Source organism: Bradyrhizobium pachyrhizi, assembly GCF_001189245.1.
Classification (GTDB): domain Bacteria; phylum Pseudomonadota; class Alphaproteobacteria; order Rhizobiales; family Xanthobacteraceae; genus Bradyrhizobium; species Bradyrhizobium pachyrhizi.
On sequence record NZ_LFIQ01000083.1, the window covers coordinates 107,178 to 119,664 of the forward strand.

The following is a 12,487-nucleotide window of genomic DNA, read 5'->3' on the forward strand; positions in this document are numbered from 1 at the left end:
ACACTCGGACAAACCACTTGACGCGTCGGGCAAATCAGCGATATCTTCTATTATTCCGAAATCCCACGAACGCCCCGGCGCCACCGCAGCAGCGCACGCCTCCGTCGCGATTGCGGCCGAAAATTCTCACCCACCATGCCACTGCAAGGCCGATCGGATATCTGCCTCGAACGCGGTATCGGCGCGTACCCATTCCGCCTGTCCCGCCTTCAGGCCGCAAGCAGCAAACGCTTCGGCCTAGCGCTTCGTCTTGTGAAGCACCATCCTGCCCTTTGAAGCAATGCCACCCCACCTGGCAGACCAGCCGACTTCCGAGGTCGAGGGGCGTTCGGTGCGCGTCTGATCCCAGGCGCCCTGCAACGCAAACAGGGCGCCCTGGGGATCGGCACATCGAACGATCCAGCAACCATCGGGCAACTCGATCGGACCCTGGAGGACCCGGCCTCCGCCGGCATGAACGCGCTTGGCGGCCGCGCCGATGTCGTCGACATTGAAGTAGTAGAGCCAACAGGGCTGCGACACGCTCGGAAGCTTGGTGAGCATGCCGCCGATCGTCTGTCCGGCCACCGAAAACAATTCATACATATCTGCCGGATCGGCTCCAGCATGGGCCTTCTGCCAGCCAAGAAGCTCGTCGTAAAAAGCAAAGATCCTGTTCCGGTCTTCGGCCAGCAACTCGTGCCAGCCCACGCGCCCGGGCTCGTCCAATCCGCCGGGTTGCGGTTGGCCATATGTCAGTCCCGTGACCAGCGCAAACGTCGCTCCTTGCGGATCGGCGACCACTGAAATTCGGCCGATATTGCTGTCGGTCGGCGATACCAGGATGGCGCCGCCAAGACGGCGGATCTGCGCGGCCTTCGCATCCATGTCATCGACGGCGACATAGCCGACCCATCTCGGCGTTGCACCCAATCGCAGCCCCTCTTCGGGGAGCTCCATGAGACCAACCACCGGCGTGTCGCCTGCAGCAAGCACCGTATAGGCCAGCTCCGGCATCGACGCATCTTTCGTCGCCCAGCCGACGACCTTGCCATAGAAGGCAGCTGCCGCCCGCATGTCCGTCGTCAGGAGTTCATACCAGGCGAAGCGTCCGGGCTGATCGACCAAGCTAATTTCCCTGTTCAAGCGGGCCGGCAATTGCGCACTGCATCAAACCGCCCCCGCGCAATCCGCTCACGGGCGCAGATATTCGGCGCCTTCGATGAAATTGCAGCGATATTGTTCATGAAGGTGAATGCAACCCAGCCCCATTACATGCAACCCAGCCCCATGACATTTCGTGTACCCCCAAATCTTGCCTGCCTTGTTCGCTCGGGGTAGGATCACGGCTTACGGAGATCCTTCTTCCAACATTGGAGGATGCGGCCATGCAGCGGGCGAAGCAAGCTTCGAAAAAGAAGCGAATGACCAAAGCCGCCATGCCGGCGCTGGGAGTAGCCGGTCTAACCTTTTCGCTGGCGGGAAGTGCATCGGCTTCGGCCGTACCGACCGTGGACGTTCAACACAGGCCGAGCTTCGCGCCCGGCCAAGTGACCGCGCTCAGCGAGGAAGAACTCGCCGACGTCAACCTCGCCACCTTCCATCTCAATCTCATCGACCATGGAAGCGTCGCGGGCGGTGTGCTGCTCGCGCGGGGATGCGGTGGTTGTCATGGCTGCGGAGGCGCCAGAGGTTGCGGAGGCGCCAGAGGTTGCGGAGGCTGCAGAGGCTGCGGCGGCTGCAGAGCGTGCAGAGGCTGCCGCTGCGGCGTCGGTTGCGGTGGATGTGGCGGCTGCGGCGTTGGTTGGATCGGGGTAGGCGTGCCATTGGTGTCATGCGCAGGGTGCTGTGCATCGTGGGGCCGCTGCCGCTGGTGCTAGGACGCAGCGCTCCCTGACTAGGTATGGACACGTCGCGATTTCATCGGCCGGGCCCGCGAACGACCCGGCCATTTTCTTGCCTTCGTTGCAACGTTCGGCGCGCCTGGCTGGTCAGCTTGCCGATGGCGGGCGAGTGTGATCCAACTTATTTCGAAGAATGGTCGAGCTCGGCGCACAAGTTGGGCGGGGCGGCGGTTTGTCGTGCGCCGGCAACCGGCAGTGACGGGAACAGGATCGGCGTGCTGACCCGATGACAGTCAATCGCAAGAGCCGCGCCGCGAGGCAGACCCGCAAGGGCGTTTTGCGCTTCGCGCCGAACTTCACCGCCTATGTCATTCCTCCCAATGTGGTCTGTCTCTATTCCGAGAATCGCAAGTTCTTCCTGCACGGCGAACTGTATTGTGCGGTAGCCACGGCGATCGGAAAAAATGGAAAGGCTGCGCCAGAGATCGTTCGCCAGCTTTCAAAGAGTTTTCCCGCCGACAAGATCGAGGAAGCGATCAGGCGGTTGTTGGAGCGCCGATACGTCGTTGGTGGAGCATCGCATACATTCGCAGGCGCCGTTGATGGGTATTGGGCGAGCCTCGGCCTGCCTCCCGAGGTTGCGGAACAGAATCTCCGCGATTGTCCCGTGCGAGTGGAATCGATCGATGTCAAAGGCGCCAGGGAACTGAGCACGGCCTTGAGCAAGCTTGGCGTTCAGATCGCCAAGCGGTCGCCGAGGCTCATCATCACGCTGGTGAATGACTATCTCGATCGAGGGCTCGCCGAGCTGAACGGGGTGCGCGTCGCCGATGGGACGCCGTGGCTCCTGGTGCAGCCGTCCGGTGTGATTCCGCTGGTGGGACCTGTGTTCAAGCCGGGCGAGAGCGCCTGCTGGACCTGCCTGTTCGATCGCATGATACGCAATCGGGAGATCAAGGGATTTCTCGACCGCGGACCGGCGCAAGCGGTCGCCGTATCGCCCCTGGTCCACGACACCGTTGGACAGACCGCAGTTCACTTCGCTGCCGTGGAGATCACGAAGGCGATTGCCTCGGGTTTTCGCACCGACCTGCGCGATCACATTGCAAGCTTCGACCTGACTGGTGCCGTCATCGCCAAGCACTATGTCGCGAAACGCCCGCAATGTCCCACTTGCGGCAGCAAGAAGCTGCAGAGCGCGCGCCGGGCGGCAACCCCGATCGAGATTGCCGAGGGCAGAAAGCTCATAGCCACCAGCGGCGGATACCGCACCGTGACGTCGCGAACCACCGTCGCGCGGTTCCGCAAACACGTCAGTCCGCTGACCGGCGTCGTTTCGCGGCTCGAGCGGATCGAGGCCGATCTGCCGATGAATACGAATTTTTTCGCCTACCACAACTTCTCCGCGCCGGCCTGGAACGTTGACCAGCTCAGATCCGGACTGAGCGGCGGCAGCTTCGGCAAGGGCTCGACAGCCGAGCAGGGCGAGGCCAGCGCGCTGATGGAGGCGATCGAGCGCTATTCGGGCATTTTCCAGGGTGACGAGATCAGGACGAACCGCCGCTTTGCCGATTTCGCTCCCGGTGACGCTCTTCTTCCCAACGACGTCCAGCTTTTCAGCGACACGCAGTTTCGGAACAGACATGCCCCGCAGCCGGACGATTCACACCCGGTTCCCGAGCCGTTCGATCCCTCGACAAAAAACGAGTGGTCGCCGGTCTGGTCGTTACGCGACAAGCGCTTCAAATTTCTTCCGACCGGCCTGCTGTATTTTTTCTATGGCGGCTTCCACACGGATTCCAACGGATGTGCGGCCGGCAACACCCGTGAGGAAGCCATCGTTCAAGGCTTCCTCGAACTGGTCGAACGCGATGCCTACGCCATCTGGTGGTACAATCGGCTGCAGCGGGCCGAAGTCGACCTCACGCAATTCGACGATTCCTATGTGCGGGATCTGCAAGCCCAGCTTGCCGATGCGGGGCGCAGGCTTTGGGTGCTCGACATCACCAGCGATCTCGGCATTCCCTCCTACGTGGCGATCACGCACTGGATGCAGAACGGACACGAAAATATCGAGTTCGGCTCCGGCTCGCATTTCGATCGCCGCATAGCCCTGCTGCGTTCCCTGACGGAGCTGACCCAATTCATGTCGATTGGCATGATGGGCGGCGGAAGCGGCGAGAAGCCGACGCTTGACGGCGTTACGCCGCTGCGACTTGACGATTATCCCTTCCTGATCCCCAGCGACGATCCGATCGTCCCGCCGGCACCGGGCCTCAAGGTTCACGACAATACGAGCGACCAGGTCAATGCCTGCATCGAGATTGCCACCGGTGCCGGACATGATTTCCTCGTGCTCGACCAGACGCGGCCCGACGTCGAAGTCCCCGTCGTCAGGGTGCTCGTTCCGGGCTTGCGGCATTTCTATCGCCGCTTCGCGCCCGGCCGGCTTTACGATGTTCCGGTGAAGCTTGGATTATTGGACCGGCCACGACCGGAAAGCGAACTCACTCCGTTCCTTCCACACACCTGAAGGTTGGCCTCCGTGCGCGTGCTCCGGAAAAAGCCGACCAGGAAGATCGCACCAGTCATCACCGCCCGATTGAACGGTCGCTTTTCCCTTCATATGCAGGCGGACGGAAGCATCGCCGCTGCCCTCGGCCACTATACGGTCAATCTGGGACAATTCAGCACGGCGGCGATCGACCGTGCGGGACATCTCGCCTCCGGCCTGCCGCTCGCCTCCTTTGCCGGCAAAAGCGCCCTCGCGAGGCAGGTTCATGCCCTGGTGCAGCGACTGGCGCGGCACGGGCTTCTCGAATACCGCCTATCCTCTCCGCGCGAAAAGCAGGACCTCGTGGTCATCGAGCCGCAGGTCGCCGAATACTGGCCGCAACCTGCAAAGCTGGGGAACGGTGATACCATCGTGTTGTCGCGCTTCGCCTATCTGCGCCGGCGCGGCAACGAGATGGTGCTGGAATCGCCGCGCGCCGGGGCACTGTTCCGGATTTGCGATCCCGCCATCGCTGCCACCCTCGCGGCCCTGTCGCAGCCCCAGAAGATCAGCAAGCTTCGCCGCCACGCGACCTCCTTGAACCTCGATCTGCTCGGATTGCTGCTCGACAGCCAGATGCTGATCAAGCTCAATGCGAAAGACGGCGACGGCCTTCGGGTGAATGAAGGCGACGGCAATCTCGTTCTCTGGGATTTTCACGATCTCGTGTTTCACACGCGGAGCACGGAGGGCCGGCATGCCGATCCAGTTGGCGGCGCGTTCACCCATGCGGGCGTCGTTCCACCGCTGCCTGCGATACGTCCGCGTTGGCCAGGCGAGAAGTTCGCCCTCCACAAGCTCTCCACGCCGGAGCCGATCTCGCCCTTCGCGAAGCTGTTGCGTGAACGCCATTCGATACGGGATTTCGACGACCAGCACCCCGTCACGCTCGCCGAACTCGCACAGTTTCTCGACACCACCGCCCGCGTGCTATCGGAATGGAAGAACGGCGCGAATTTTGACGGCGGTCCTGAAGTCACCTACAGCGCGAGGCCTTATCCATCGGCGGGCAGCGCTTACGAGCTGGAATTGTACCTGGCAGTCTCGAACTGCGAGGGGCTTGCGCGCGGATTTTACCACTACGATGCGGGTGGTCACGCACTGGTCGCGATCGGCGCTTCCGCCCAGCAGCTCCAGGCGCTCTCGACGGCGGCCGAGTTTGCCATGGACGCGCCCGGCCCGCCGCAGGTCCTGATCACGATCGCTGCGCGTTTTGGGCGGGTATCCTGGAAATACAGCTCAATCGCATATTCGCTGATCCTGAAGGATGTCGGCACCATGATCCAGACATTCTATCTGGCGGCGACCGATATGGGCCTTGGCGGCTGCGCCATCGGCACGACCAACATCGATCTGTTTGCGAAAATCACCGAGCTCGAATTTCATGTCGAGAGCCCGGTCGGTCAATTTGCACTCGGACGCGGAAAGGCACCGCCGGCCGCAAGCTAGAAGGCCAGCCGCGTTTTTGGGGGCTACGGTAATAGCCTCGCGCTCAACGCTCACCCTCATCCTGACGAGCGCGGAACGCGCGTCTCGAAGGATGAGGCCACAGTCAGGGCCTCGTGGTTCGAGACGCCGCGGAGCCTGTCATCGGGCCGCGCTTTGCGCGGACCCGTTGGCGGCTCCTCACCATGAGGGTCTGATATCTGCGCGCGCCGCTCACTGCTTTGCGGGCTTGCGCTCGATCGGGTGGATGTCGATCGCGCGCAGGCGGCCGAGACGGAGCACGTCCATCGACAGCGTGCGGTCGATGCGGCTGTGATCGAGCGCGCGGATCAGGTCGTCGACGCCGTTGATCTCGATGCCGTCGAGCCTGATCACGACGTCGCCCGGCAACAGGCTCGCCCGCGCAGCCGGACTGTCCGGCTCGATCTGCATCAGCAATGCACCCATCTTGTTCTCGACGCCGGCCAGCACCGCATGCCGCCGCGGCACCGGCGCGGTCTGGCCGGCGACGCCGATATAGGCGCGGCGGACATAGCCGTGGCGGATGATCTCCGACAGCACGAACTGCGCGGTGTTGGAGGCGACCGCAAAGCAGATGCCCTGCGCGCCGTTGATGATCGCGGTGTTGATGCCGATCACCTCGCCCTTCGACGACACCAGCGGCCCGCCGGAATTGCCGGGGTTGAGCGCGGCGTCGGTCTGGATCACGTCCTCGATGGTGCGCCCGCTCACTGAGCGGATCGAGCGGCCGAGCGCCGACACCACGCCGGCGGTGACCGTCGATTCGAAGCCGAGCGGATTGCCGATCGCGACCACCAGCTGGCCGCGCCGCAGCGTCTTGGAGTTGCCGAGCGAGGCATAGGGCAGATCGCGCGCGCCATCGGCCCGCAGCAGCGCGAGATCAGTGTCGGGATCGACGCCGAGCACATGGGCGTCGGTGACGAAGCCCTCGGTGTCGCGCAGCCGGATCTCCTTCGACGATCCGACCACATGGCTGTTGGTCAAGACGAACCCGTCGGGCGAGATCACGATGCCCGAGCCGAGCCCGCCGCGCTCGCGCGCGTTGCGCACTTTCGGCCCGGTTTCGACCCGGACCACGGCGGGGCCGACGCGGTCGGTGACGTCGATCACGGCATTGGAATAGGCATCCAGCAAAGCCCGGTCATCGACCTGGGTTGCGACTTGGGCAGCGTCAGCCGTTCGCGGCGACGGCGTGTCACCGGCGGTATCTGAGGTAAAATCCAGCATGGCGAGAGTCCTTTGGTCTCCAAAGATGGTGACCGGCTCCCGGCGCCGCAAGTGGTTACCTGCCCTGTCGGCTAGGTTGCCCGCCGTAACGTGCCGCCGCGCGCCCTGACCGGATCGAGCAGCGACCAGTCGCCCTCCGGCAGCACATGGCCTTTCGGGAACGGCGCGCGCAGCTCGAGGCCGAGCGAGCGCAGCACGCGGTCGTCGCGGTAGTAGCATTGCAGCACCACGCGGACGAGCGTGGCCGCGGCAGCGCCGCCGCCGGTACGAAACTCCTGCGCCACCGCATCGCGCCTGGCATCGTCGAGCTCGGCGAGCGGCTTGCCCGCGAGATCAGCCAGATGATCCAGCGCCTGCGCGACCAGCGCGGTGTCGCGGCCAAGCGTCGCCAGCATGTCGGCCTGGATCGCGGCATCGTCCGCACCCGGCACCTTGTACTCGTCGCTGGCAGGAACGATCATCGCTGCGACGGTGCGGAGATCGGCGCGCTGGGCCGCGGTCAGTTGTTTTGCATCGGACATGGACGGTCTCAATCGAACAGATTGGCGAGGCGCTGCTTCATCTGGTCGGCGATGTAGAGCGCAAGGGCCTGGATGGTGGAGGTCGGGTTCACGCCACCCGAGGTGACGAAGATGCTGCCGTCGACGATGAAGAGGTTCTTCACGTCGTGCGAGCGGCCCCATTCGTTGACCACCGAGCGCGCCGGATCGGTGCCCATCCGCGCGGTGCCGAGCAGATGCCAGCCGCCCCACGGGATCGGATCGTTGATGCAGATGTCGGTGGCGCCGGCGGCCTCGAGGATCTCCCGGCCGCGCGCCAGCCCGTGATCCATCATCTTCCGGCTGTTCGCGCTGATCGTGTAATCGATCTTCGGCGCGGGGATGCCGTGGCTGTCCTTCAACACGGGATCGAGCGTGACACGGTTGTGCTCCTCCGGCAGATCCTCGCAGATCGCCGACACCGCGAGACGATGGCCGTTGAGCTTGCGGAAGACGCGGTGATGATCCTTGCCCCAGGGCAGGATGCCCTTCTGCTCGCTCGCGACCGCCTCGAACACCGGCCCGGCGCCGCGGCCGAACTGGATGCCGTAGCCGCGGACGAAGCCGCGCGACAGATCGGTGTCGTAGAACTCCTTGCTCCACAGGCAGGTCGGCGGCGCGCGGTTGCTGTCGGTCGGCTCCTTCACGAAGCCGTAGATCTGCGCGTAGGGGTGGAACATCAGGTTCTTGCCGACCAGGCCCGACGAGTTGGCAAGGCCATTCGGGAATTTGCCCGACACCGAATTGAGCAGCAGCCGCGGCGTGCCGACACCGTTGCAGGCGATGATGACCACTTCGGCCGGCTGAAACTGCTCGACGCCGTCCTTGTCGTAATAGACGACGCCGGAGGCCATGCCGTGTTCGTTGGTCAGGATCTCGCGTACCCGGCAATGGGTCTTCAGCTCGACCCCTGCGCGGACCGCGTGCGGCCAGTAGGTGATGTCGGTCGAGGCCTTGGCACCCTGCGCGCAGGCCGGCGTGCAGTGGCCGAGATTGATGCAGCGCGCCCTGCCCTCGTAATCCATCGTCGCCACTGTCGTGTCCGACGGCCACCAGTGCCAGCCAAGCTTGTTCATGGCGTTGCCGATCAGCGGGCCGGATAGCCCGAGCGGCTGCTGCGGCATCGGCGGGTGGCTCAGCGGCGACAGCGGATCGCCCGACAGGCCGGAGACACCCATCATCCGATCGTTCTCCTCGAAGAACGGAGTGAGCGCGTCGTAGTCGATCGGCCAGTCATCGGCGACGCCGTCGAGCGTCTTCACCTTGAAATCGGACGGATGCAGCCGCGGCCAGTGCGCGGTGTACATCACCGTCGAGCCGCCGACGGCGTTGAAGTTGACGACCTTGATCGGCGAATTGTCGTCGTTAATCGGGTAATCCTCGGGCCGGCGGCGGACGTTCGGGCTGGACGACCACTCGCCGTAGAACTTCGCCTCCCAGTCGCGCTCGGTGCTCGGATATTCGGCAGGATTCATCCAGCCGCCCTGATCGAGGCAGAGGATATGCATCTTGGTATCGGCGAGGCTCCAGGCCACCGCGGCGCCGGACGCGCCGGCGCCGATGATCAGGACGTCAACGGGATCGTTCATTCGGATTCCTTGTTCTTATGATCCCGTCATTCCGGGGCGATGCGCAGCATCGAACCCGGAATCTCGAGATTCCGGGTCTGGTGCTACGCACCATCCCCGAATGACAAACCCACAACTTCAATTGACGATTCTCACCGGCAAGCTTCGTATACCGCGGATGAAATTGGAATAGAGCCTTTGCGGCGGGCCCATCATCTCAAAACGCAGATCGCGCGCCAGGACCTCCTCCCAGAGGATGCGCAGTTGCTGCTCGGCCAGGCGATCGCCGACGCAGCGATGGACGCCGGCGCCGAAGGCGAGATGCTGGCGCGGCTTGGCGCGGTTGATGATGAATTCGTCGGCGCGCTCGATCTTGTCCTCGTCGCGGTTGCCGGAGATGTACCACATCACGACCTTGTCGCCCTTCTTGATCCGGCGGCCGGCAAGCTCGACATCGTTGCGTGCGGTGCGGCGCATGTGCAGCACCGGCGTGTGGTAGCGGATGGTCTCGGACACCAGGTTCGGGATCAGCTCGCGCCTCGCGCGGACCAGCTCGAACTGCTCCGGGTTCTCGCACAGCGCCATCAGCCCGGCCGACATTGAATTGCGCGTGGTGTCATTGCCGCCGACGATCAACAGCCCGATCGTGCCGATGAACTCGCGCGGCTCCAGATTCCGCGTCGCTTCAGAATGCGCCAGCATCGAGATCAAATCGAAGGTCGGCGGCGCATCGACCCGCGCGTCCCACAGCTTGCGGAAATATTCTCCCATCTTGACCAGCTCGGCGGTGCGTTCAGCCTCCGAATGCACCACCGCGTCGGGAGATTCGACGTTGGCGATCGCGACATCCGACCACCAGGTCAGCTTGGCGCGGTCTTCAGAAGGGAAATCGAACAGCGTCGCCAGCATCATGTTGGTGAGGTCGACCGAAACCCGCTCAGCCCAGTCGAAGGTCTCGTTGCGCGGCAGCGCATCGAGCACGGCTGCGGTGCGCTTGCGGATCAGGGCGTCGAAATTGGCAAGGTTCGACGGCGCCACGATCGGCGCCACGGTGCGGCGCTGCGCGGTGTGGCCGGGCGGATCCATGCGGATGAAGCTCGGCCGCTCCTGCCCCTTCGGCTGGTCCGCGACCTGGATACCGCCAAGCTCGGAGGCCGACGAATAGTTCTGGTGATCCAGCTCGACCGCGAAGATGTCGTCGTAGCGCGTCACCGACCAGTAAGAACCGTAGGCCGACGCCTCGCAATAATGCACGGGATCGTCGCGGCGGAGCTGCGCAAACAGCGGCCGCCAGGTGTCATCCTGATAAAGCCGGGGATTGCTGACGTCTGTCGACGTCGGCCTGCGCAGCGCCTCTCCCATCGCTTCACTCCCGCTGGTTCCGTCGCCGCTTGGCGGGCGATCGTTGTGTCGGACCGACGATAGAGGGAATCCCGCGGCCGAGTAAAGCCGCGGGGCGGACAGTCCGCCGCGCGGAATGCGCGCGGGCCGACGCACCCGGCAAATCCCGATAGCTGCCCCGCTGTTCGATGTTTGTCGGCAGCAGGAAGACCGGTTAGCCTTGCCGGCAATCAATCCATCAGGGAGCAACGACAGGTGGCCGCATCGCGCCAGGACAACAGCCCCGAGACGGCTGCGCCGGACTACGACGTCATCATCATCGGCGCCGGCCTGTCCGGCATGTACCAGCTCTACCGGCTGCGCGAGCTTGGCCTTAGCGCGCGCGTGTTCGAGGCCGGCACCGGCGTCGGCGGCACCTGGTACTGGAACCGCTATCCCGGCGCACGCTTCGATTCCGAGAGCTATTCCTACGGCTACTCGTTCTCGAAGGAGCTGCTCGAGGAATGGGAATGGTCGGAACATTTCGCCGGCCAGCCCGAGACCTTGCGCTACTGCAACTATGTCGCCGACAAGTTCGACCTGCGCCGCGACATCCAGTTCGAGAGCCGCGTCACGTCCGCGATCTACCAGGACGACAGGCGAAGCTGGCGGATCACGCTGGAGAGCGGCGCGCAGCACTCCTGCCGCTTCCTGATCACCGCGATCGGCCCGTTGTCGACGCCGACCCTGCCGCGGATCGAGGGCCGCGATGATTTCAGGGGCCGATCGTTCCACACCGCGCGCTGGCCGAAGGACAAGGTGGATTTCACCGGCAAGCGCGTCGCCGTGATCGGCACCGGCGCGACCGGCATCCAGACCATTCAGACCATCGCCGGCGAGGTCGGGCATCTCACCGTGTTCCAGCGCACCGCCAACTGGGCGGCGCCGCTGCACAACGGCAACATCGACTCCGCGACGCAAGCCAGGATCAAGGCCGGCTATCCCGAGATCTTCGCGCGTTGCAAGGAGACCTTCGCCTGCTTCGTGCATACGCCCGATCCGCGCGGCGCGTTCGAGGTGAGCGAGGCGGAGCGCGAGGCGTTCTACGAGAAGCTCTATGGCGAGCGCGGCTTCGGCATCTGGCAGGGCAACTTCAAGGACATCCTGATCGACCGCAAGGCGAATGCCACCATCAGCGATTTCGTCGCGCGCAAGATCCGCGAGCGCGTGAAGAACCAGGCGGTCGCGGAGATGCTGATCCCGAAGAACCACGGGTTTGGCACGCGGCGGCTGCCGCTCGAGACCTTCTACTACGAAGTCTACAATCGCGACAATGTCGAGCTCGTCGACATCAAGGCGACGCCGATCGAGCGGATCACGCCGGAAGGCATCCGCACCAGCGACAGGGATTATGCCTTCGACATCATCATCTACGCCACCGGCTTCGATGCCATTACCGGCAGCTTTGACAAAATCGATTTCCGCGGCGCGCACGGTGCACGGCTGAAGGAGAAATGGACGCACGGCCCGGAAACCTATCTCGGGCTGATGGTCGATGGCTTCCCCAACATGATGATGCTGATGGGCCCGCACACCGCGCTTGGCAACATCCCGCGCAGCATCGAATACAGCGTGGACTGGGTCACCGGGCTGATCCGCTTCGCGAAAGCGAAAGGCCTGACCTTCCTCGATGCCACGCCTGAGGGCACCGCCGACTGGACCGAGCATGTCAAAGCGCTCGGCGTCGGCCTGCTCTCCAACGAGGTCGATTCCTGGATGACCGGCATCAACCGCAACGTCGAGGGCAAGCAGACCCGCATCGTCGCCCGCTACAGCGGCAGCGCACCGGCGTATCGTGAGAGATGCGACGCGGTGGCGACGAAGGGGTATGCGGAGTTGCGATTGGGCTGAGCTTGGGGTCGCTCTCTCGGTGACGCGAGGCGCCTGCCCCATCCACCACTGTCGTCCTGGCGAAAGCCAGGACCCATA

At 64.0% G+C, this 12,487-nt stretch carries 8 protein-coding genes; 3 read left to right on the top strand and 5 right to left on the bottom strand.

The window, feature by feature from the left end; translation table 11 throughout:
* Positions 1 to 237: 237 nt before the first annotated feature.
* The gene (locus AKL29_RS18720; RefSeq protein ID WP_028334379.1) at positions 238 to 1,125 is read right to left on the bottom strand and encodes a VOC family protein; all 888 of its coding nucleotides are present in this window, start codon (positions 1,123 to 1,125) and stop codon (positions 238 to 240) included.
* 984 nt (positions 1,126 to 2,109) lie between these two features.
* On the opposite strand from AKL29_RS18720, the gene AKL29_RS18730 reads away from it, so the two are divergent.
* Both AKL29_RS18730 and AKL29_RS18735 read left to right on the top strand, forming a co-directional pair.
* Entirely contained in the window at positions 2,110 to 4,356 is a 2,247-nt protein-coding gene (locus tag AKL29_RS18730) for a TOMM precursor leader peptide-binding protein (RefSeq protein WP_050385150.1), read from the top strand.
* Positions 4,357 to 4,449: 93 nt separating this feature from the next.
* The gene (locus AKL29_RS18735) at positions 4,450 to 5,826 is read left to right on the top strand and encodes a SagB/ThcOx family dehydrogenase (RefSeq protein WP_050385151.1); all 1,377 of its coding nucleotides are present in this window, start codon (positions 4,450 to 4,452) and stop codon (positions 5,824 to 5,826) included.
* A 210-nt stretch (positions 5,827 to 6,036) separates the two neighbouring features.
* Here the strand turns inward: AKL29_RS18735 and AKL29_RS18740 are convergent, their stop codons facing one another.
* From AKL29_RS18740 to AKL29_RS18755, 4 genes are all read right to left on the bottom strand, one after another.
* Entirely contained in the window at positions 6,037 to 7,071 is a 1,035-nt protein-coding gene (locus tag AKL29_RS18740) for a S1C family serine protease (protein ID WP_050385152.1), read from the bottom strand.
* Positions 7,072 to 7,142: 71 nt separating this feature from the next.
* On the bottom strand, positions 7,143 to 7,592 hold the full coding sequence (locus AKL29_RS18745) for a gluconate 2-dehydrogenase subunit 3 family protein (RefSeq protein ID WP_050385153.1): 450 nt from the start codon (positions 7,590 to 7,592) through the stop codon (positions 7,143 to 7,145).
* An 8-nt stretch (positions 7,593 to 7,600) separates the two neighbouring features.
* Entirely contained in the window at positions 7,601 to 9,199 is a 1,599-nt protein-coding gene (locus AKL29_RS18750; RefSeq protein WP_050385154.1) for a GMC family oxidoreductase, read from the bottom strand.
* Between the two features lie 117 nt (positions 9,200 to 9,316).
* The gene (locus AKL29_RS18755; RefSeq protein WP_050385155.1) at positions 9,317 to 10,540 is read right to left on the bottom strand and encodes a cytochrome P450; all 1,224 of its coding nucleotides are present in this window, start codon (positions 10,538 to 10,540) and stop codon (positions 9,317 to 9,319) included.
* Between the two features lie 234 nt (positions 10,541 to 10,774).
* On the opposite strand from AKL29_RS18755, the gene AKL29_RS18760 reads away from it, so the two are divergent.
* Entirely contained in the window at positions 10,775 to 12,409 is a 1,635-nt protein-coding gene (locus AKL29_RS18760; protein ID WP_050385156.1) for a flavin-containing monooxygenase, read from the top strand.
* Positions 12,410 to 12,487 lie beyond the last annotated feature (78 nt).